Origin of the sequence: Roseateles oligotrophus (assembly GCF_014204525.1) — a bacterium.
GTDB lineage: Bacteria > Pseudomonadota > Gammaproteobacteria > Burkholderiales > Burkholderiaceae_C > Paucibacter_A > Paucibacter_A oligotrophus_A.
The window spans coordinates 46,070-67,506 of record NZ_JACHLP010000009.1 but is presented as its reverse complement, the minus strand read 5'-3'; the positions used below and the strand labels follow the sequence as shown (position 1 = coordinate 67,506).

The window sequence follows — 21,437 nt, the reverse complement described above, 5'->3', positions numbered from 1 at the left end:
GCGATTGTTGCTCAGCTTGGGGGCGGGGGTTCACAGGGATTCGCCCATCGGTTTCGGCCAAATGGCCGATAGCCGGGAGCCGACGTTTTCTCCATGATTTGCCTCGCTAGCACCTGCTCGGGTGCCGCCCACGAGTGCCATCAAATCAAGAGGAACGTCCATGCACACCCCCGCCCCTGTTTCGCGCCAGGCCGCCCTGTCGGCCTGTTCCCTCGCCTTGCTGCTGGCCGCCTGCGGCGGCGGCAGTAGCAGCAGCCCCAGCCCGGCACCGGCACCGGCACCAGCACCAGCACCAGCACCGGCGCCCGCCCCCAGCCCTAGCCTCAGCGGCACGGCGGCGGCGGGTGCGGCGATTGAGGGTTCGGTGCTGGCCATCGACATCAAGGGCAAGCGCTCGCCGCTGGCGGCGGTGGGCGCGGGCGGTGCCTATACGGTGGATGTCAGCGGCATGACGGCGCCCTTTCTGCTCAGCGTCACCGGCACGGTGGGCGGCAAGCAGACGGTGCTGACCTCCATCGCCACGGCCGTCGGGCAGACGGTCAATATCACGCCGCTGACCGATTTGATCGTGGCCGCAGCGGCGGGCGCACCGGCCGGCAGCAGCCTGAGCGAGACCTGCCTGCCGGACAGCAGCAATAGCGTGCCCGCCGCCTGCCTGACGGCCTTGCAGACCGCCACCGGCGGCACGCGGCTGAAGGACGCCCTGGGCCAGGTGACGGCCATGATCGCCCCGCTCAACAGCGCCGGCACGGACCCGCTGAGCGGTGCCTTCAAGGCCGATGGCACGGGCCTGGACGGCGTGCTGGACCGCATCGTGCTCGGCAGCAATGCGGCGGGCCAAGCCACGGTGAGCCTGGTGGCCACGCAAACCGTCATCGGCCAGCTGGACAGCAGCAATGCCCTGACCATCACCCCGCCCAGCACGGCCCAGGTGCAGGAGGCCGACGCCGTGGCGGGCGTATTGCCGGAGATCCAGGCCTGCCTGGCCTCCTTGAACGCGCTCTACCCCAGCAGCGGCTTCAAAGCGCCGACGGCGGCCCAGGTCGAACCCTTTATCGACCCCAGCTTCAAGGCCTTTGGCCTCGGCCAGGCACAGGTGGTGAGCGTGCTGAGCAGCGGGGAGGCGCCCGCCACGGCCGGCTTTGCCCTGCAGGCCAAGGGCCTGGCCCACAAGGACTTGAGCCCCTTGAGCAGCGCCGAAATCGCCGTGCTCACCGATGCGGCCGTGGACAACAAGGTGGCCACCATCCTGGGCGCGCGCCCACGCGGCGGCTCGCCCGTGCAGCTGGACAGTGCCGGCAAGGCCCGCAGCGCCTGGGTGAGCGTGAGGGTCGAGGGCAATACGGAGGCTCTTCAATTCATCAAATCCGCGGCCTACGGCGGCTGCCCGGGCGGCTGGCGCTGGGCCGGCACGCAGCGGCTGGAGGTCCATATGGCCGCCCGCGTGGCGCGCGATGAGGGCCAGAGCGGCCTGGCCGCCCTGCGGCGCGAGCGCGCCTTCCACCTCGAGCGCAACATCATCGAAGCAGCCATGGAGGGCGGCATGCCGGACGTGGACAAGGTGGATGTGCGCGGCCCCGGCATTGTGGCCTTCAGCGGCAAACCCGCCGCGCCCGTGGGCGACAAGACCAAGCTGACGCTGACGCGCTCGGCGGACCCCTTCATCAGCCACTACATCGTCGGCGACGGCAAGGGCTTTTATGGCAAGCGAGAGAGCCTGTTGTCCTGCACCGATCTGGCCGCCCAATCCCCCCTGCCCGCGGCCGGCACGCCCTGCATGGACGAGAGCCAGGTCATGCCCGGCCGCGTCTACATCTGGGCCCTCAAGGCGGCAGGCTCGGGCCAGGTGGTGAGCGCCTTCCCGTATGAAATCTCAGCCGTGCCCCTGTCCAAGGCCTTTGCGCTGGCCAATGCCCAGCACCTGTTCGCCCAGATCGGCAGCGTCACGCCGGCCTCGATCGCGGCCGTCAACGCGGCTGTTGCGGCCAGCAGCACGGCCGTGCTGGACGATGTGTTCAGAATCGCCTACACCCAGTCCTCCGCCTATGGCTCGCGGGCAGACAACTGCAATTTCGGCCTCTTCAACAGCGGCGGCGACTACATCTTGAACGCCGAGGCCAATGCCGTCGGCATGGAAACTGGCTGCAGCTTCAACAGCAAGCGCCTGTACGCGGGCAATCTGGCCAAGCCCACGCAAGCCGCGGCCGCGGGCTCCATCAGCGTGGCCACCACGGTGTTGGGCAACCAGCTCACGACGACGCGGCAACTGCCCTGAGGACCGGCCGGCAAAGCCCTAGACTCCTGAGCATGACTCAACAAGGAGTGCTCAGGTGTTCTCACACATCATGGTGGGCGTTAGCGACTTTGAGCGCGCCCTGGCCTTCTACAAACCCCTGCTGGACTCGCTGGGCATCCAGTTCCGCTTTCAAGACGAGGCCCGGCCCTGGGCCGGCTGGCAATCGTCCCCGGAACCACGGCCGTTATTCCTGATCGGGCGCCCCTTTGACGGCCAAGCCCACCAGCCCGGCAACGGCCAGATGGTGGCCTTGCTCGCGCAGTCGCGCGCGCAAGTGCGGCAAGCCCACGCCCTTGCCCTGGCCCATGGCGGCCGCTGCGAAGGTCCGCCAGGCTTGAGGCCGGAGTACCACGCCGATTACTACGGCGCGTATTTCCGCGATCCGGAGGGCAACAAGCTTTGTGTGGCGTGCCATCGGGTTGAGTAGCAATATCTCCAAGCCATTCAGGGCCTGTCCACACGCCTGTCGGTGAGCTTCTGGGCGCTCTTGACGAAGGCGGCATCGAAGGTCTTGAGCGCCTCCTGATCCTTGCCAAGCGCCAGATGGAAGGCATCGGCAAAGTCAAAACCGGCTTCGTGCCAATCAATCACCTGCACAAACAGGCGGCCATCACTCACCCTGACATTGGGCAGACCGCAGACCCACTCGGTTTCCAGCAGCACCGCATCCGGGATGAAGACCGTCTCGGTAGCAAACAGTTGTTGGCTGGCCTTGCTCTAGACCGGATCGTCGGCGAGCAACAGCCGTACCAGGACATTGGTGTCAATCGCGATCATTCGCGATCTCGCCAGCGCCTGCGCATGTCGCGCACCAGGGCGGCCTCAATCTCGGCGTCGGTTTTAAGCGCCACCTTGCCTCTGAACATACCAGCGACTTCGGCAAGATCCACGCTGGCAAAGGGCGCTTTGGGCTTGAGTAGCAGACCAGGGCCGCTATCTCTACCGAGGCGAGATCCAGGAGAGCGACATCCTGCGCTGCCAAGACGGCCACATCACCTACCGCTGGCGCGACGCCAAGACCGGCAAACCCGCCACCCGAACCCTGCCCGGCGCCGACTTCCTGTGGCTGCTGCTGCAACACGTCCTGCCCAAAGGTCTGCAGCGGGCCCGCAACTTCGGTTTCCTGCACCACAACAGCCGGCGCACCCTGCGCTTGCTGCAACTCACCCAGCGCATGGCTCCAGCCATCCCGGCCGCCGAGCCGCCCGCGCGCCCGGTCTGGCGCTGCAGCTGCGGCCAGCCCAGCACGGACACGAACCAGCAGTAACGCGACAAAACAACTCACATCACGCAGTCTGCGCGACACTTGCGCAGACTGCAGGAAAAGCGCTGCCCGGCAAGGGGCCAAGCCCGCATCATTGGCGTCATCTGGACGCTTGACCCTTCGCTGCAGTCGGGCCATGGTCCATCCAGATCGCCCAACGCCACTCGATCCCTCGGATCAATCTACAGTGGCCATAACTCATCACCTGAGTGCCCCCAGCGGGCCTGTCCAACAAACGGATCAGATCGCGGCGGAGCGCGATCTATCCTTACTCGTTAGGGCGCACTAGCAGGTGACTGACTACAAATCAGCTTCAAACGACAAGATTGTTTGTCCACCGTCCTGCACGACTGGAATGCCACGCTTGACAGTAAGCGACTGCGTCCGCAGGTACGCTCCAAGGGCTTTGAAGTAGTGCTCATTGGGCAACGGCTCAATGAGCCTTTGAAGTTCACGGCCAGCGGTAGTGAAGATGAGCGACGAAATGCGCAAATGTTGGAGTGGCGGACCGGAAACTTGTATTAACGTCTGATTGTTGAACAGAACCAACTGCAACTTGCTTGGCTCGGGAACCAGACCCTGCGCGCTAAAGTTTTTGTGAAGGTTGTCGCCATCCGCCAGGAGGCCAGCATCGCGCAAGGTTAGGATATCGGTGTAGGTTATTCCGTGCGGCACCAATGCCGTGTTCATGTCATGGCCGGGCAATGCGATCCAGCCATCCTGCATTGCGCAGGTACAGGCGCGCCGAAAGGTCTCTGCTTCGTGCTTCGACAGATTCCTTAGGACGTCAAGGGTGCGTACGCTGAACGAACCGGGTGTTGCGATCTCTCCAGCCAGTACCTTGCCCCAAAGAAACTGCATGTCCGCTTCGCATACATTCTCTGCGTGGAGAAAGAACTTTCGGCGCCAATCCTCATTGACGGGATCATTTGATACAGCGGCCGGTAGCGCTGCTATCGCTTCGTTGGCGATGGCTTCAACATTTAATTGACCCTCAAGTTCACGAGTTAGCAGACGCTGCCTCGCTCGCGCAGCTAGTGCTTGATCTCCACCAGTTGCAGATTCGATACGATCTACAAGGGCGTCAAGCTTTACGGCGCGCCGTATTTCTTCGGCTTCTGCTTCTGCTCTGGCTATAGCCTTGATCTCATATGCTCTGGCATCGGCGTCCCGCACAACATTGCCGGGCCGAAAGCGAGTACCTAATGCCGAGGAAACTACCTCGATAAGTTTCGTGACTGGCTGGCTTAGGCCGGCTAGGTCCTTGATTTCAAATGGCACCAAGTTCTCCTTTGGGGGCGCTATTGGATCTGCGCGAGCACTGCCTGCGAAATCGTGCGCCCTAACTTTTTTGTCGAGCGACAAAAGCCTGTCGCCCTAAAAATCCCTGTCGCCCACAACAGCCCATCGGTGCTGGCGCCAAGGTCTTGTCGAGTTTGATTTTTCTCTTCACGGGCTGTATCTAACAAAAGCAATAACAGTTCAGCATTTTGCAGCAGCGCTTCGTCTCACGAAGGCCCGCTGAGGTGGCCGGGCCACGGATCTTGAAGCGAGATCGCGACGACAAGGCAGGCCTGATGCTTTGCACCGCACTGATCAGCCGCCACGGTAGGTCATCAAGATGCAGTCCCCCAACCCAAGCCACCTACCCGCAAATCAAGCCCTCCTTCCCACCGACAACAAGGCGTACAGCAAGATCGCGCCGAAGGTTGCCGTGCCGATGCCGCCCAGCGTCATGCCGCCGAATTTGAGCGTGTAGTCACCGGTGCCCAGCACCAGGGTGATGGCGACGACCATCAGATTGCGGCTGTCGGAGAAATCGACCTTGTTGTCCACCCAGATCTTGGCGCCGGCCACGGTGATCAGGCCGAAGACGACGATGCTGACCCCGCCCATCACCGCCAGCGGAATGGCCTGGATCAGGGCACCAAACTTGGGCGAGAAACCCAGCAGCACGCCCAGCAAGGCGGCGATCACAAAGATCAGGGTGGAGTAGATGCGGGTGGCGGCCATCACGCCGATGTTCTCGGCATAGGTGGTCACGCCGGTGCCGCCGGCGGCGCCGCTGACCATGGTGGCCAGGCCGTCGCCCACAAAGGCGGGGCCCATATAACGGTCCAGATCCTGACCCGTCATGGCGCTGACGGCCTTGATATGGCCCAGGTTCTCGGCCACCAGAATGACGACCACCGGCACGATCAGCAGCATGGCGCCCGCGTCAAACTGGGGCGCGGCGAATTTGGGCAGGCCGAACCAGGCAGCCTGCGCCACGCCAGAAAGATCAATCGGCTTGCCCAGACCCAGGCCATTGGCCAGCAAGGCATAGCCCAGGGTGGCGATGATGAGGCCGATCAGGATCAGCAGGCGCTGGGCCATGCCGCGGGTGTAGACCGCCACCAGGGCCACGCTGAGGAAGGTGAGGCCTTGCATCCAGGCATCAAAGCCGGTGGGCGCCATATTCTTGATGGGGATGGCGGCCAGGTTCAGGCCTATCACCGCCACCACCGCGCCAGTCACCACCGGCGGCATCAGGTTTTCGATCCAGCGCGTGCCCAGCAGGCTGACCAGCAGGCCCACGCCCAGATAGACCGCGCCGCAGGCGATGATGCCGCCCAGGGCCAGGCCGATATTGGGGTTGGGCCCGCTGCCGGCATAGCCGGTGGCGGCGATGACCACGCCGATGAAGGCGAAGCTGGAGCCCAGGTAACTGGGTACTCGCCCACCCACCACGGCGAAGAAGATCAGCGTGCCGATGCCGCTCATCAAAATCGCCACATTGGGATCAAAGCCCATCAGCAGCGGGGCCAGCACGGTGGCGCCAAACATGGCGATCACATGCTGCAAGCCCATGGCCAGGGTTTGCGGCCAGGGCAGGCGCTCGTCGGGGGCCACGGCGCGGCCGTCGGCGGCCGTGACCTCGCGCCAATTGGGGAAGTAACTCATTTCATGCTCCTGCAAAGAATGGGCAGGAGTGTAGTGAGGCCTCGGCGGGGCGGCCCCAGGAAAGTCCCTGGGGCCGCAGGCTCAGAAGCGATAGCCCAGGCTGGCGTTGACGCTGCGGCGATCCCCGTACATGCAATCGCCCCGCGAGAGGCAGTTGGAAATCTGCACCTCGTCGGCCAGATTGTTTGCGTTCAGCGCCAGGCGCCAATCGCCCCGCTCGTAGGCCAGCATCGCATCGAACAGGGTCGCCGCCGGTGTGCTGATGCGCGTGCTGCCGGCCCAGGCGCCGCTCACGCGGCGGACGCCCGCGCCGGCGCTGAAGCCCTCGTGGCCGGCCAGGCTGAAGTGGTGGGTCAGCCAGGCCGAGGCGCTGTGGCGCGGCACACCCGCCACGGCCTGGCCCTGGTCGGAGCGATTGCTGCGGCTGATCTTGGCGTCGGTATAGGCGTAGGCCAGGGTCCAGTCCCACAAGCCCAGGCCCGCGCCGGCGAGGCTGCCCGCGCTTTCCAGTTCCAGGCCACGGATACGCACCTCGCCGATCTGCAAGCTGTTATTGGGCTGGGCCGGATCGGGGGTCAGCCGGTTGGTGTCGCGCAGATCGTAAATCGTGGCACTGGCGGACAGGCGCTTGTGCTGAGGCTGCCATTTGAGGCCCAGCTCCCACTGCTCACCGACCTGCGGCTTGTAGGGCTTTTTGTAGAAGTCCACCCCGCCCACCGGCTTAAAGGACTCGGTATAGGCCAGATAGCTCGAAACGCCCAGGCCCGACTGGTAAAGCAGGCCGGCGCGCTTGCTGAGGGCCTTGTCATCGACCTTGGCATCGGGGTCGTCCGAGGTGTCGCTGCGAGCGCGGTCATGGCGCAAGCCCAGCACCGCCACCCAGCGCGAGCCGAGCTTGATATGGTCTTGCAGATACAGGCCCAGCTGACGTTGCTCGGTGCGCGAGACCTCGGTGGGCGCGGCGGGTGGCTTGAAGTTGCCGTAGACCGGCGCATAGGCGTCGATGGCGGTGCTGCGCTCGAACAGGTTGCGATCCCTGCCGACATTCCGCTGCACATCCAGGCCCAGCAGCAGCTGATGCTGCCAGCCACCCGAGCGCAGCTGGCCTTCCAGCTGGGTGTCCAGCTGGGTCATGCGGCTGTCGTTGCGCTGCCAGACCAGATCGCGTTCGAGGCTGCGGCCATCGGCGTTGAAGACCGGCCGGCCGGTGGCGCTGAAGCTGGTGTAGAGGGTTCGGTAGTCGCCCGAACTCTGGCTGTGGCGCAGGTTCTGGCGCAGGGTCAGGTGCTCCGCGAAGCGGTGGCTGAACAGATAGCCGATCGAGTCCTGGTCGGTGTTGTAGGCGTCCCAGCCCGGCTCGCTGATGAAGGTCGAGGTCGGAATGCGACCGAAGCTGCCATTGGGCAGCCGCGTGCCCTGCCAAGGGAAGAAGCCGATCAGCGAGCCGCTGCGGTCACGCTGGTGCAGGGCTTGCAGGGTCAGCGAGGTGTCGGCGCCGGGCTGCCAGGTCAGCGAGGGGGCCAGCAGCAGGCGGTCGTCCTTCACATGGTTCACCTGGGTGCCACTGTCGCGCTTGAGCGCCACCAGCCGGTATGCCCATTGCTCGCCCAGGGGGCCGGTCAGATCGGTGGCCAGTTGCCGGCGCTTGAAGCTGCCCAGCTGCACCTGCACTTCGCGCTGGGTCTCGAACTGCGGGCGCTTGGACACCAGGTTCAGCAAGCCGTTCAGGCTGGCCTGGCCGTACAGCACCGAGGCCGGGCCGCGCACCAGCTCGACGCGCTCCAGGGTATAGGGGTCGGGGCGGGTGTTGTTCGCAAAGCCATGGCTGCGCAGCATGCCGTCCAGGTATTGGTCCACACTGCCGCCGCGCGCACTGATGCGGTCGGCCCGGCTGTCCAGCGTGGCCGAGCTTGCACCGGCCATATAACGGGTCACCTGGCGCAAAGCGGTGGCGCCCTGGGCCTCGATCTGGTCGGCCGTCACCACCGTGATCGCCTGCGGCGTCTCGATCAGCGCAATATCGCCCTTCATCCCGCTGCCGGCCCGGCGGGCCACAAAACCCTCGATCGGGCCGCTGGCATTTTCCCTGCGGCCCTTGGCCCGCACGAGCGGCAATGAGATCTCGGCAGCCGACGCCGCGGCAGCGGGTGCCGACGCCGCCGCCGCTGGCGCTGCGGCTGGCTCGGCGGCCCAGGCCTGGCCGATCAACAAGGCCAGCGCAGTCATGCTCAGAGTTGCTTGGTACTTCATGGTGTTTACCGTTGTGGAGAAATCAAAATCGGCCCGCGCAAACGCCGGGCAAAGACCGTCCTGGCCGCGGCTCCATCTGGAGCGCGGCAAGAAGAATCGAGAAACAAAAAGGGGGATGCTGAGGCGCCGTGCAGGCGCTCGGCCTCAGCGCCTCACCAGGGCGGCGAGGCGGGCAGCGCAGGACGCGCCGGAGAAAATTGCAGCTTGTGCTTCAGCATGACTCGTGATCCAGACAGGTTCTCAGGCAGCTGGCGCACAAGCGCCCGGCTGCACCGGGGGAAAAACCGGACTTGCATGCTGGCAAACCGTCGAGACGGCAACAGGCTGGCTGCGGCGCCCAGGCTGGTGTTTCAAACCAGCGGGCGCCTCACATCCTCAATTGAGAATAATTCTCATCCTAACATAACATTCAAAACAAGCGGCATGCAGCTTGACCCACCAAGAACCCAAAGCAGACGGGGCCCTGCAAGGCAGACGACCCAGTGATGGGTCGGCAGGACATTCAGAACGCCAGGACTCCGAGCAGCACCGCCACGAGGGCCGAGCCGGTCGCACCCGCCGGCAGATAGCGTGGCCACCAGGTGGCCAACAAGGTGGCGAACAGGGCGGCCGGTGAGAGCTGGGCAAACCAGGCGGCCCAGGCCAGCCCCCAATCCGCCCGTGCCGGCAGCGCCCAGGCGGAAGCCAGCAGGGCCAGCACGGCCAGGCCGCGCAGCGCACGTTGCCGGCGCGGGCTGGGGGCCTGGCCCAGCGCTTCTTCGTGGTGGCGTTCCATCGCCAGGCACAGCAGGGCAAAGGCCGCCAGCAAACAGAACATGGGGTGGAGCATCATGGCTCAAGCCCCCCTTGCCATTGGTGCGGTGATGACTGTCTGCTGACGCGGCCCGCAGCGCCAGGCCAGCCCGCCCAGCAACAGGGCCGCGGCGCCCAGCGAAAGCTGCATGCCCCAGGGACCGCCAAAACCCAGGGCCAGGCCGCCAAAGGCCAGGGCGGCCAGGCCCAGCAGGGCGCGCCAGCCGCGCCCATCCGGCAGCGCCGCGGCCAGCAGCAGGCTGGCGCCCCAGGCAAGGTAGAAGCAGTTGAGTTCCCGATCGGGCCGCTGCTCCAGCGCCAGAGGCAGCCAGCGATTGGCATAGAACAGTGCAGCCATCGCCAGTGGCAGGCCGGCTATAGCGGCCAGATTCAGCGTATCCACCAGGCGACGCCCCAGGGGTCTGGCGCGCTTGCGGCGCTCATCGTCCGCCGCGCGCTTGACGCTCCACAGCAGCAGGCCGGTGGCAATCATGGCGCTGCCCAGCAGGCCCAAGCCAAACAGCAGCCAGCGCAGCGACAGATCGGCAAAGCGGGCCATATGCAGGCCGGCCAGCACGCCATAGCTGCGCGCGACCGGGGCGCGGGTGTCGGCCAGATGCAGGCGCTGGCCGCTGACCGCGTCGAAGAGCAGGCGCGGGCCGTCGTATTGCAGCCGGTCGCCATCATGGCGGCTGAACTCCAGCACTGCCTGCTCGCCCACGCGCTGCATGGCCACCGTCTCGATACGACCCTGGGGCCATTCGCGCTCCACCTGAGCCAGCAGCACCTGCCAGCGCGCCTGGCCGATCAGGGGCAAAGCGGCTGGCAAGGTCTTGCCCTTGGCGGCGCCCGTGTTGGGGCTGCGCGGCTGCGGCGCATCGCCCCTCAGCTCGCTGAAATAACGTTCACTTTCAGCGCCATAGGCGGCCGCGATGCCGGCCGGCATGTAAAGCGAGTGGAACAGCATCAACCCGCTGAAGGTGATCATCAAATAAAACGGCAACACCAGCACGCCGCTGAGGTTGTGGGCGTCCAGCCAGGCGCGCTGGGCGGCCTTGGCGCGCGGGCGGAAGGTGAAGAAGTCCTTGAAAAATCGCCGGTGCGTGACGATGCCGCTGAGCAGGGCCACAAACATCAGCAGCGTCGCCAGGCCTATGGCCCAGCGCCCCTGCTCAATCCAGCGGCTTTGCTGGGCCGTGCGCAGCTCGAAATGGAATCGGTAGAAGAATTCGCCGAGGCCGAAGGTGGCACGCGTCTCGATGGCCTGGCCGCTCTGGGGGTGCAACCAGCGCTGCGCCAGCCGCGCACGTTGGCCGGCTTGCTGGGCAGGCTCGCGCCAGCTCAGCTGAACCAGTGGCCGGCGTTCGTCCGCCGCGGTCAAGCGCCAGTTCTGTGTGGCCGGAGCCAGTTCCTGCAGGCGCGCCTCGGCCTGGGCCAGTTGCACGGCGTCCAGCACGCCCGCCCGGCCGTGACCCCATAGCTCGGGCCGGCTCCAGTGATTGAGCTCATGTTTGAAGAATGCCAGCGTGCCGCTCAAAAAAATCGCAAACAACAGCCAGCCCAGCAGCAAACCTGCCCAGGTATGCAGCCAGGCCATGGCCTGGCGCAGCCCCTCGCGCGCACCATCGGCTCGCATGCTCAGCAGTGGCAGCCCAGGGTGGCCAGGGGCAAGGGAGGTGAACGCATCATGGTGTTTACCGTTGTGAGAAAAGTTTAGGGAGCCGTTAGCTTCAAAGCCAGCGCGGCAGCCAGACCAGGGCGGCCAGCAGCAGCGCGGGTCCGAGGGTGTACATCCATGCGCGCCAGGCACTGAGGCAGGCGAAGGCCGCCATGAATGCGATGGCATAGAGCAGATAGGCCAGCATGGTGCCGCCCACCGTGGCCTCGTTGCGGGTGATGGGCGCGAGCACAGGCAGATAGACCGCCGTGGCCGCCGCGACCGCCGCAGCCAGCAGATAGCCGCCCAGCAGGGCCGCTGCGGCACGCGAGAACACGGCGAGTCGATAGCGCCAGGACAAGGCCGCAATGACGGAGCCGGCCGGCCTTGGGGCGGAAGTTATTGGGGGCATAGCTTTGCCATGCCGGCATCCACCCGGAGGCCGGCAAGCCAGGTTTGCGATCAGGGCATGCTGGCAGACCGCGGGAGCGGCCAGGGGCTGGCGAGCGGGGGTTTCATTCGCCGATCTATCTGCGAATGATTCCTATTATAGGCTCTGCAAGCTGCTCTCTCGCCCTGCCCCCCCAGCCATGCAGCCGGGCTTGGACAGGCTCACACATCCAGCCCCAGCTCCTGGATCTTGCGGGTGATGGTGTTGCGGCCTATGCCGAGCTTCTGCGCCGCCTCGATGCGGCGGCCTCGGGTCATGTCCAGCGCGGTCAGGATCAGGCTGGCCTCGAAGCGGCGGCTCAGCTGCTCCCACACATCCGTCTGGCCCGTGGCCAGCAGGCGGCGGGCCTCGAGGGCCATCTCGGTCACCCAGGCCTCGGTGTCTGGATCCGCGGCGGCGGCGGCCGCCAGCGACGGCAGCACGACCTCTGCTTCGAGCAGAGCCGGGGCGGGCGCCGGCGCTGTCGCGGCCGGCACACCCAGCAATTCGGGCGGCAGGTCCTTGGCCTCGATCAGCTGGCTGGGTGCCATCACACTGAGCCAGTGGCAGATGTTTTCCAGCTGGCGCACATTGCCGGGGTAGTCGAAGCCGCTCAAGCGCGCCAGCGCGGCGTCGCTGAGGCGCTTGGGCTCGACGCCCAGCTCGGTGGCGCTGCGCTGCAGGAAGAAGCGGGCCAGCACGGGCACGTCCTCGCTGCGCTCGCGCAGGGCGGGCAGGCGCAGGCGGATCACGTTGAGGCGGTGGAACAGGTCTTCGCGGAAGGCGCCTTGGCGCACCCGCTCCTCCAGGTTCTGGTGGGTGGCCGCGATCACCCTGACGTTGGATCGCAGCGGGCTGTGGCCGCCGACGCGGTAGAACTGGCCGTCGGACAGGACGCGCAGCAAGCGAGTCTGCAGGTCCAGCGGCATATCGCCGATTTCGTCCAGGAACAAGGTGCCGCCATCGGCCTGCTCGAAGCGGCCGCGCCGGCTGGCCTGGGCGCCGGTGAAGGCGCCGCGCTCATGACCGAACAGCTCGGACTCCAGCAAATCCTTGGGGATGGCCGCCGTGTTGATGGCCACAAAAGGGCCGTTTGTGCCGGCATCGCCGCGCGGGCTGTGCTTGTGCAGGGCGCGGGCCACCAGCTCCTTGCCGGAGCCGGATTCGCCGGTGATCAAAACCGTCACATTACTCTGACTCAAGCGACCGATGGCGCGGAACACGTCCTGCATGGCCGGGGCCTGGCCCAGCATCTCGGGCAGTTGGGCCGCGGCTTCCTCGGCCACGGCCTCGCGCTGGCTTTCTTCCTGGGCCCGGCGGATCAGCTCGACCGCGCGCGGCAGATCGAAAGGCTTGGGCAGGTACTCGAAGGCCCCGCCCTGGAAGGCCGCGACGGCGCTGTCCAGATCGGAGTAGGCCGTCATGATGATGACGGGCAGCTGCGGCAGCCTGGCCTTGACCTTGGCCAGCAGGTCCAGCCCCGAGCCGCCCGGCATGCGGATGTCGGACACCAGCACCTGGGGGCTGTCGGTGTCCAGCGCGGCGAGCAGATCGCGCGCATTGCTGAACGTGCGCACCGGCAGGCCCTCGCGGCTCAGCGCCTTCTCGAGCACGAAACGGATGGAGTGGTCGTCGTCAACAACCCAGATGGATTTCATGCAGCGTTCCTGTACGGCTGATTCGGGTCAGGGCAATGGCAGGGTCATTCGAAAATCGGTCCGGCCCGGCTCGCTCTCGCAATCGATCATGCCCTGGTGTTGCTGGGCGATGGTTTGCGCGAGTGTCAGGCCAAGACCGGTGCCGCCCTCCCGCCCCGAGACCAGGGGAAAGAAGATGCGCTCGCGGATCTCGGCCGGCACGCCGGGGCCGTTGTCTTCCACATGCAATTCCAGTGCCAAGCGCCAGCGCTGCTTGCCTATCGTGACCTGGCGCGCCACCCGGGTGCGCAGGGTGATGCGGGCCCCCTCGCCTTGAATCTGGGCCTGGATCTGCGGCTGCAAGGCCTGGGCGGCGTTCTGCACGATATTGAGCACCGCCTGGATCAGCTGTTCGCGGTCGCCACGGAAGTCGGGCAGCGAGGTGTCGTAGTCGCGCACCATCTTGAGGCCGCGCGGATACTCGACCAGGATCAGGCTGCGCACCCGCTCGCAGATCTCGTGGATATTGACATCGCCCACCACCGGCGCGTGGCGGTGCGGGGCGAGCAGGCGGTCGACCAGGGATTGCAGGCGGTCCACCTCGTGGATGATGACCTGGGTGTACTCCTGCAGATCGGGCGCCAGCTCCATGGCGAGTAACTGCGCAGCGCCACGGATGCCGCCCAGCGGGTTCTTGATCTCGTGCGCCAGATTGCGGGTCAGCTCCTTGGTGGCCTGCACCTGGTCGAAGCTGCGCTCCTCGCGGTCCTGGCGGGTCTGCTGGGCGTTCTCGATCAGCTCGACCAGCACCAGATCCTCGAATTCGGTCTGCGAGACGATCACATGCACCGGCAGCTCGTCGGCCTGGCCGCCCGGCAGCGCCTGGCGGGCGCCACGCCGCAGCAAGGCGTCGAAGCGGCTGCTGGAATAGGCGTTGCGGGCCACGCCCTGCACGGTGTCGCGCAGGCGCTGGCTGTCGACAAACCAGTCGTAGAGCTGGCTGCGCTGCACCGCGCGGCGCGACAAGCGCATGGCGTTCTCGAAGGCCGCGTTGGCGAACAGGCATTCGCCATCGGCCTGCACCACGGCCACCATGGTGGCCAGGGTGTCAAAGGCCTCGAAATTGGGGCTGCTGTGTGGGCTGCTATCGCTCATGGTGTGGGAACCAGCCCCCGGCGCAAAACCTTGGCGATAGCGCAGCGCAATACCGCCAAGAGCAGCGCTTAAGGCAGCTTGCTGATCTCGCGTTTAAGCGCCTGGATATCGTTCTCCTGGCGGCTGACATTGGCCTTGAGCTCGCTCATGCGATCCAGATAGCGCTGGTAATTGCGCTCATCGCCCTTGCGCTCGGCACCGGCCTGCAATTCACGCTGGGCGGTGGCCAGGCGTTCCTCGGCCTCGCGCAACTCGGTTTCCAGCACCCGGCGGCGCTCGCTGTCGCGATTGCGCTGCTGGGCCGGATCGACCTTGGCCGCCTCCGAGCCCGCCGAAGAAGGCGTGGCCGCAGCGCCCGCATTGGCCCGTGGCTTGGGCGATTGCAGCACCGTGATGGGGGTGCCCTCGATGCTGCGGCAGCCTTTGTCCTGCGCCTCTTTGGGCGACAGCGCGTCGGTGTAGAGCACCGGCGGCCCGGGGCAGCGGTAGACCGGCGACTGCGCCTGCGCGGAGCTGGCAGCGGCCGCCAGCAGGAGCCAGGCCAAGGCCAGATGCAAGGGCGCGCCAGGACTGCGTTTATGCGAAGCGGTTCGGATCAACATGGCCGGATTGTGGCCCAAGCGGAAGAAGATCTGGCAAAGGCCGGCCGGCAGGCAAAAAAAGGGACGACCGAAGCCGTCCCTTTACCTGCACAGCCGCCTGTGCCAGTAGCCGCGGCGCCCAGGGCAATAGGGCGCCGCGTTTTCATCACAGGGTGTAGTACATATCGAATTCCACCGGATGGGTGGTCATGCGCATGCGGGTCACTTCCTGCATCTTCAGCTCGATGTAAGCGTCGATATAGGAGTCGGTGAACACGCCGCCCTTGGTCAGGAAGGCACGGTCCTTGTCCAGATACTCCAGCGCCTGTTCCAGGCTGTGGCAGACGGTGGGCACCAGCGCGTCTTCTTCCGGCGGCAGATGGTAGAGATCCTTGGTGGCGGCTTCGCCCGGGTGGATCTTGTTTTCCACGCCGTCCAGGCCCGCCATCAGCAGGGCCGAGAAGCCCAGATAGGGGTTCATCAGCGGATCGGGGAAGCGGGCTTCGATGCGGCGACCCTTGGGGTTAGCAACGAAGGGGATGCGGATCGAGGCCGAGCGGTTGCGGGCCGAGTAGGCCAGCTTGACCGGGGCTTCGTAGCCAGGCACCAGGCGCTTGTAGGAGTTGGTGCCGGGGTTGGTGATGGCGTTCAGGGCGCGCGCATGCTTGATGATGCCGCCGATATAGAACAGGGCGAACTCGCTCAGGCCACCGTAGCCGTCGCCGGCGAACAGGTTCTTGCCGTCCTTCCAGACCGACTGGTGCACGTGCATGCCGCTGCCGTTGTCGCCGACGATGGGCTTGGGCATGAAGGTGGCGGTCTTGCCGTAGGCATGGGCCACGTTCTGGATCACGTACTTCTGCAGCTGGGTCCAGTCGGCGCGCTCGACCAGGGAGCTGAAGCGGGTGCCGATTTCCATCTGGCCGGCATTCGCCACTTCGTGGTGATGCACTTCAACCGGGATGCCCAGCTGTTCCAGGATCAAGCTCATTTCCGAGCGCATGTCCTGGCCCGAGTCGACCGGGGGCACGGGGAAGTAGCCGCCCTTGACGCTGGGGCGATAGCCGTGGTTGCCGTTCTCGTAGTCCTTGCCGGTGTTCCAGGCGGCTTCTTCGGAATCGATCTTGACGAAGCAACCCGACATGTCCACGTTCCAGCGGATCGAGTCGAAGATGAAGAATTCGGGCTCGGGGCCGAAGAAGGCGGTGTCGCCCAGGCCGGAGGACTTCAGATAGGCTTCGGCGCGCTTGGCCAGCGAACGCGGGTCGCGCTCATAGGCCTTGCCATCGCTGGGCTCGACCACGTCGCAGCTCATGAACAGCGTGGGCTCTTCGAAGAAGGGGTCGATATTGGCGGTACTGGGATCGGGCATCAAGAGCATGTCCGAGGCTTCAATGCCCTTCCAGCCGGCGATCGAGGAGCCATCGAAAGCATGGCCGGAGACGAATTTGTCTTCGTCGAAATGCGAGACAGGCACAGACACATGCTGCTCCTTGCCACGGGTATCGGTGAAGCGGAAGTCAACAAACTTGACTTCGTTTTCTTTCACCATCTTCATCACGTCGGCGACGGTCTTGGCCATCAATAGCTCCTAGCGGGGTAAATCTTGGGGTGGACTGGAACGAATTTGTTCGGCACGCGCTCTAACAACAATCATGCACCGTGTTTTTGACAAAGCAGTTTGTGTGCCAACACTGTGCAAGAGAGGCTTGGCACTGGTGCGGGGGAATTATGCGGGGAAGCCAGGGGCTTGCGGCTTGCCCTGCACCAAAGAAGTACAAGCTTGGCCCGGCAGGACGCACCAAAACAATGCGGCGCCGGCCAGGCTATCGCACCAACTCGGTGCCAATATGGGCACCAAAGTCGATCACACCGGTTTTGAGCATGGCGTAGGCGGCGTCCAGCTGGGCCGCCTCGCCCTTCACGCCCAGCTCGATATGGCGGCCCCATTGCGGGTGATCGACGCTGGGCAGGCTGAAGACCTTGATGCCGGCGAAGGCCGACTCCACCGCCTCCATCAGCGGGCTCAGGCTGGCCTCCATCGCGCCTTGCACGATCAAGGACTTTTCCTGCACACCGAGGGCACGGTGCAGATCGGCATGGCGCTGGTCCAGCACCCATTCCATCATCGGGTGGGCCATCACCGGGAAGCCGGGCACGAAATAGACGGTGCCGACCGAGAAGCCGGGGATTTTGTTGAAGGGGTTGGGGATGATGTCCGCGCCCTGCGGGAACAGGCCCATCTCCAGCCGACGCAAAGTGTCGCCCGCCTCGGGCTCGGGTCTTGCCTGGCCTTGCTCATCGGCCATCAGGCAGATGCGCTCCCAGATCAAGGCCTTGGCCTCGGGGTGCAGGACCAGCTCGCGGCCAAGCGCTGCGGCGGCGGCCTGGCGGGTGTGGTCGTCCGGCGTGGCGCCGATGCCGCCGCAGCTGATCACCAGATCGCCGCTGGCAAAGGCCTGGCGCAGCTGGGCGGCGATGTGCTCCCGCTCATCGCCCAGGTATTGGGCCCAGGCCAGTTGCATGCCACGGGCGGCCAGCAGCTCGATGAATTTGGCGAGGTGCATATCGCGCCGCTTGCCCGACAGGATTTCGTCGCCAATGATGATCAAACCGACTTTCATACGGGGCCTTGCTCGGGTGGGGACGGCAGCAGCGGCGCCGCGGCCGGCGGGTCCAGCAGCTCGGCCAGCGGCGGCATGCTGGCGGGCTTGGCGCCCTCGGCGCGCGCCTCGCGCAGCTCCTGCAGCGCGGCCAAAACATAATGCGTGAACCACAGGGTGGAGAAGGCAAACACCAGGGTGTAGAGCCAGATGGACACCAGCACCAGCAAGGGCGCGAGGGCCACGGCCATCACGCCAAAAGCCCAGATGGCGGCCGGCGCCGCACCCAGATAGCCCGTCACCAGGCCCAGCATCAGCAAGGGCAGCTTGTGCTGGCGCATCAGCTGGCGGCGCTCCTGCACCGAGGCATGTTCGGCCAAGGCATCAAAGGCGAAGACCTTGTAGCCCAGCCAGCCCCAGATCAGCGGCGGCAGGATCAGTATCAGGGGTGGGATCAGCCAGAACGGCATGCTGACCAGCAGCGCGAAAATGGCCAGCAAGCCATGCCAGAGCGACCAGCTCAAGGCCTTCCACCAGGGGCCGCCCTGCTTTTTCTCCAGCGCCGGGAAGCGCCGGTCCGCCACCAGATGCACCAGGGTGGGCGTCATCAGCAAGGCCACCAGCAAAAGGCTCAGCACCACGATCACCGGCAGGGCGAAGGCCAGCACCAGCAAGGGCGCCAGCGCACTGCGAAAGCCCGCCGCGCCGACATGGTCCAGCCAGCCCAGCAAGGTGTCGATCAGGCGCCAGGAGTCCAGCGTGGCGCGCATGCCGGTGACCGCATCCTCCCAGAAGAAATAGCCCAGGCCAAAGGCCAGGGCCGCCGACACCAGCAGGGGCAGCAAAGACAGCGCGATCACGCGCGGCCGGAAACAATAGGCCGCCGCACGCCAGAAGGCATCGGCAACCCGACTCATTGAATGGACCATGGGACTGGCAACTCCTCGCTCACCTTGCGTCTAAATGAGCGCCATCTTACTGAGTGCCCGGCCCGCTCAAGCCCGTTTGAACAGCCGCAGCAGGCCCAGGCGCTGCTGGGCCCAGAAACCGCGGCCGTAGTCGCGCCCGCCCTCTTCCGGCAACTGGTCGCGCACGCCGGTGGCATCCCATTGCAGCTTGAAGTCGGCGGTGCCGAAGAGCTGATCCCAAATGGGGAAGAGCACGCCGAAGTTGTGGCCGCCCAGCGTGCCCCGGCCCGCAGACTCATGGCCGATGCCAATGGAGTGGTGGCGGCGGTGGAAGCGCGGGCTCACCAGCAGGCGCTCCAGCAGCGGGCCGAACCAGAGCCGCACATTGGCATGCTGGAGGTTCTCCATCAGCTGCGAGATCGCCACCAGGGCCACGAACTGGCCCGGCTCCACGCCGATGAAACGCGCCAGCAGCACGAAGACGGCATCGCGCAGCACATCGTCGAGCAGGTGGTTGCGGTTATCGCTCCACATGCTCATGCGGCGCTGGCTGTGGTGCAGGCTGTGCAGGGCCCACCACCAGTCCCACTGGTGCTGACCGCGGTGCAGCCAGTAATTGACGAAGTCGAACACCAGCAGATAGAGGCAGAAGCTGACCAGGGGCAGATCGCTGACGCCGGGCCACAAGGCATCGAGCTGGAAGCTGGGCACGCCGGCCAGGCGCATCTCGCCGGCCAACCAGTCCCAGGCCGGGTCTATGCTGAAGAACATGGCCAGACGGAACAGGCCCAGGCGATGGATCAGGGTGTAGATCACGTCCACCCTTACCTCGGCGCGGCTTTGCGCGTCGCCCTGCTCTTCCACCGGCCGCCAGGCCTCCAGGCCGCGTATGGCCGTCAGCATCACCAGGATTTGCAGCAGGCCGACCAGCAGCCAGCCGGTGGCCGCGAAGGCGTCTTCCAGCAGATTGCCGCCGCCCAGATTGAAGACCAGGGGCTGGACCAGGGTCTCAAACAGCCACAGCTGGGCCTGGCCAAAGAGCTCGCTGAAGAATTCCATCAAGGTGTCCGTGCCGGGGCAAACAAGGGCGCGTAGCGCGGATGTTCCCGCAGCGGCGCAAAGCAAAAGCCCCGGTCCTGCAGCCCCTGCATCAAGGGTTGGAGAACGGCCGGCGCCCAGGGGTCCTGGCGCGACCAGATGCCCAGATGCGCCATCAAGATATCGCCCGGCCGAATATCGCGCAGGGCGCGCTCCAGCAGCAGGGCATTGGGGTAGCGCTCGCTGGGCAGCTCATCGCCCAGAAAGCCCGCGGCGCTCCAGCCCACATGGGTGTAAGCACAAGCCTTGGCGGCGGCCAGCAGGGCCGGCGAGGTCTTGCCGGCCGGGGCGCGGAACAAGGGCCCCATCTTGCGGCCCGTCATCTCGCTGAAGCGCTGGGCGACCTTGTTCAGGCTCTCGCAATACTGCTGGGCACTGAGCTCGCGGATGCGCGGCGTCTGCACACCGGCGGCGGTGCGCATCTTGAAGCGGCCCTCGGGCAGGTCTTGCAGCCAGGTGTCGTGATCCCAGGTGTGCGGGCCGAAGTCATGGCCCTGCTCCGCCAGCGCCTTCCACCAGGGTGCCCATTCGGCGTCCAGGGTCTGGCCGCCGCTCTGCGTGGGCTCATTGGCCAGAAAGAAGCTGGCCTTGGCATCGAACTTCTTCAAAGTCTGCGCCACCAGGGGCGCCACACCCATATGGCCGGTGTCAAACGTCAGATAGACCGGCTTGGCGCAGGCCGCCAGCACGGGCGACGCGAACAACCAGGCCAGCATGGGCAGGCAGAGCTTGCGCATCACTGGCGCGGCATATGGTCCAGGGTCCAGACGCCGTGCGGCGACTTGCCGACCTTGACCTGCTGGATCACCTTCTTGCTCTGGCTGTCGATCTTCGTCAGCTTGCCGGCCCAGCGCGAGGTCACCAGAATCGTCTTGCCGTCGCCCAGCACCTCCATATCGTCCGGGCCGCTGGGGCCGGGGAACTCGTCCACCACGCTAAAGCTCTGCAGATCGATCTTGCTGATGGTATTGGCCGCGCGGTTGCTGAGCAGCACATGGCGCTTGTCGCCCCAGGCGCGGAAGGAGTGGGCGCCCTTGCCCGTGGGCAGGCGCTTGACCAGCTTGGGTGCCGGGCCCGTCACGTCGTAGACCTCCACCTCCTTGGCGCCGGTCAGGGCCACCAGGATGTGCTTGTCATCGGGCGTCAGAAAGATGTCGGCCGGCATCTGGCCCACCTTGATCTTCCAGCGCGGGGCCTGGGTGGCCAGGTCCACGGCCAGCAGTTCATCGCTGTCTTGCAGGCTCACATAAAGCACCGTGCTCTTGCTGTCGATGAATAAATGGCTGGGCGTCTTGGGCGCGGGGATGCGCTTGACCAGTTGCATGGGATTGTTGACATCGCCCGGCAGCCAACGGTACAGGCTGACATGGTCCAGCCGGTTGGCGGCGGTGACGAACCACTTCATATCCGGCGAGAAGCGCAGGTGGTAGGGGTCGGGAATGCCGTTCAGCACCCGCTGCACCTCGGCCGTGGCCGGATTGATGAAGGTGAGCGAATCGCCCAGAGCATTGGCCACCAGCAAGGACTTCTCGTCCGGCGTCAGATAGAGGTGGTGCGGCTCCTTGCCGGTGGGGATGCGCTTGACCTGGGTGAAGGTGACGGGGTCGATCACGCTGATATCGGCATCCAGCGAGTTCAGCACGAAGATGGGCTTGCCGGCATTGGCGGCCGGGGCCGGCGGCGCCGCCAGCACCGAGAAAGGCAGAGCGGCCGCGCAAAGACTGAGGGCACACACCGTGAGAACGCGCGACCGGAACTTAAACAACATCAGGGCAACCTCGGGCTGAATCAATGGATCTGGAGCAAAAGCAAAGGGCGGCAAG

At 65.6% G+C, this 21,437-nt stretch carries 18 protein-coding genes and 1 pseudogene; 3 read left to right on the top strand and 16 right to left on the bottom strand.

Going from position 1 to position 21,437, the window contains the following annotated elements; genetic code table 11:
- Positions 1–160 precede the first annotated feature (160 nt).
- Both HNP55_RS19650 and HNP55_RS19645 read left to right on the top strand, forming a co-directional pair.
- Complete coding sequence (locus tag HNP55_RS19650; RefSeq protein WP_184303389.1) at positions 161–2,275, top strand: hypothetical protein; 2,115 nt, start codon at positions 161–163, stop codon at positions 2,273–2,275.
- Positions 2,276–2,330: 55 nt separating this feature from the next.
- Complete coding sequence (locus HNP55_RS19645) at positions 2,331–2,723, top strand: VOC family protein (RefSeq protein ID WP_184303387.1); 393 nt, start codon at positions 2,331–2,333, stop codon at positions 2,721–2,723.
- Between the two features lie 17 nt (positions 2,724–2,740).
- Here HNP55_RS19645 and HNP55_RS19640 read toward each other — a convergent pair whose 3' ends face one another.
- Positions 2,741–2,959 carry a hypothetical protein gene (locus tag HNP55_RS19640; RefSeq protein WP_221439694.1) on the bottom strand — a complete coding sequence of 73 codons (219 nt, stop codon included), beginning with the start codon at positions 2,957–2,959 and terminating at the stop codon, positions 2,741–2,743.
- 289 nt (positions 2,960–3,248) lie between these two features.
- Here HNP55_RS19640 and HNP55_RS24885 point away from each other — a divergent pair.
- Positions 3,249–3,417, top strand: a pseudogene (locus tag HNP55_RS24885) (transposase); the annotation flags it as partial.
- 443 nt (positions 3,418–3,860) lie between these two features.
- Here the strand turns inward: HNP55_RS24885 and HNP55_RS19630 are convergent.
- The 15 genes from HNP55_RS19630 to HNP55_RS19560 form a co-directional block, all read right to left on the bottom strand.
- Positions 3,861–4,841 (bottom strand): DUF2806 domain-containing protein, encoded by a 981-nt coding sequence (locus tag HNP55_RS19630; RefSeq protein WP_184303386.1) that lies wholly within the window; start codon positions 4,839–4,841, stop codon positions 3,861–3,863.
- Positions 4,842–5,216: 375 nt separating this feature from the next.
- The gene (locus HNP55_RS19625) at positions 5,217–6,503 is read right to left on the bottom strand and encodes a solute carrier family 23 protein (RefSeq protein WP_184303384.1); all 1,287 of its coding nucleotides are present in this window, start codon (positions 6,501–6,503) and stop codon (positions 5,217–5,219) included.
- 81 nt (positions 6,504–6,584) lie between these two features.
- Positions 6,585–8,753: a TonB-dependent siderophore receptor gene (locus tag HNP55_RS19620; RefSeq protein ID WP_184303382.1), complete on the bottom strand. Its 2,169-nt coding sequence runs from the start codon at positions 8,751–8,753 to the stop codon at positions 6,585–6,587.
- 502 nt (positions 8,754–9,255) lie between these two features.
- Positions 9,256–9,570: a DUF3325 domain-containing protein gene (locus HNP55_RS19615; RefSeq protein WP_221439693.1), complete on the bottom strand. Its 315-nt coding sequence runs from the start codon at positions 9,568–9,570 to the stop codon at positions 9,256–9,258.
- Positions 9,571–9,588: 18 nt separating this feature from the next.
- Positions 9,589–11,181, bottom strand: coding sequence for a PepSY-associated TM helix domain-containing protein (locus HNP55_RS19610; RefSeq protein WP_184303379.1), 1,593 nt, complete (start codon positions 11,179–11,181; stop codon positions 9,589–9,591).
- Positions 11,182–11,275: 94 nt separating this feature from the next.
- The gene (locus HNP55_RS19605) at positions 11,276–11,614 is read right to left on the bottom strand and encodes a hypothetical protein (protein ID WP_246448550.1); all 339 of its coding nucleotides are present in this window, start codon (positions 11,612–11,614) and stop codon (positions 11,276–11,278) included.
- A gap of 200 nt (positions 11,615–11,814) precedes the next feature.
- Positions 11,815–13,290 carry a nitrogen regulation protein NR(I) gene (ntrC, locus tag HNP55_RS19600; RefSeq protein WP_184303377.1) on the bottom strand — a complete coding sequence of 492 codons (1,476 nt, stop codon included), beginning with the start codon at positions 13,288–13,290 and terminating at the stop codon, positions 11,815–11,817.
- Between the two features lie 27 nt (positions 13,291–13,317).
- A complete protein-coding gene (gene glnL, locus HNP55_RS19595; protein ID WP_184303375.1) occupies positions 13,318–14,424 on the bottom strand; it encodes a nitrogen regulation protein NR(II) in 1,107 nt (368 codons plus the stop codon).
- Between the two features lie 68 nt (positions 14,425–14,492).
- Complete coding sequence (locus tag HNP55_RS19590) at positions 14,493–15,026, bottom strand: hypothetical protein (RefSeq protein ID WP_246448549.1); 534 nt, start codon at positions 15,024–15,026, stop codon at positions 14,493–14,495.
- A gap of 145 nt (positions 15,027–15,171) precedes the next feature.
- A complete protein-coding gene (gene glnA, locus HNP55_RS19585; RefSeq protein WP_184303372.1) occupies positions 15,172–16,587 on the bottom strand; it encodes a type I glutamate--ammonia ligase in 1,416 nt (471 codons plus the stop codon).
- A gap of 244 nt (positions 16,588–16,831) precedes the next feature.
- Positions 16,832–17,629, bottom strand: a complete 798-nt coding sequence (locus HNP55_RS19580) for a competence/damage-inducible protein A (RefSeq protein WP_184303370.1) — start codon at positions 17,627–17,629, stop codon at positions 16,832–16,834.
- Entirely contained in the window at positions 17,626–18,525 is a 900-nt protein-coding gene (locus HNP55_RS19575; RefSeq protein ID WP_184303368.1) for an EI24 domain-containing protein, read from the bottom strand. Before HNP55_RS19575 ends, HNP55_RS19580 begins: the two co-directional genes overlap by 4 nt.
- Positions 18,526–18,603: 78 nt before the next feature.
- Positions 18,604–19,575, bottom strand: a complete 972-nt coding sequence (locus HNP55_RS19570) for a sterol desaturase family protein (RefSeq protein ID WP_184303366.1) — start codon at positions 19,573–19,575, stop codon at positions 18,604–18,606.
- On the bottom strand, positions 19,575–20,351 hold the full coding sequence (locus HNP55_RS19565; RefSeq protein WP_184303364.1) for a polysaccharide deacetylase family protein: 777 nt from the start codon (positions 20,349–20,351) through the stop codon (positions 19,575–19,577). The genes HNP55_RS19570 and HNP55_RS19565 overlap by 1 nt, the downstream gene beginning before the upstream one ends.
- Complete coding sequence (locus HNP55_RS19560; protein WP_246448548.1) at positions 20,351–21,382, bottom strand: YncE family protein; 1,032 nt, start codon at positions 21,380–21,382, stop codon at positions 20,351–20,353. The genes HNP55_RS19565 and HNP55_RS19560 overlap by 1 nt, the downstream gene beginning before the upstream one ends.
- Between the last annotated feature and the right edge of the window lie 55 nt (positions 21,383–21,437).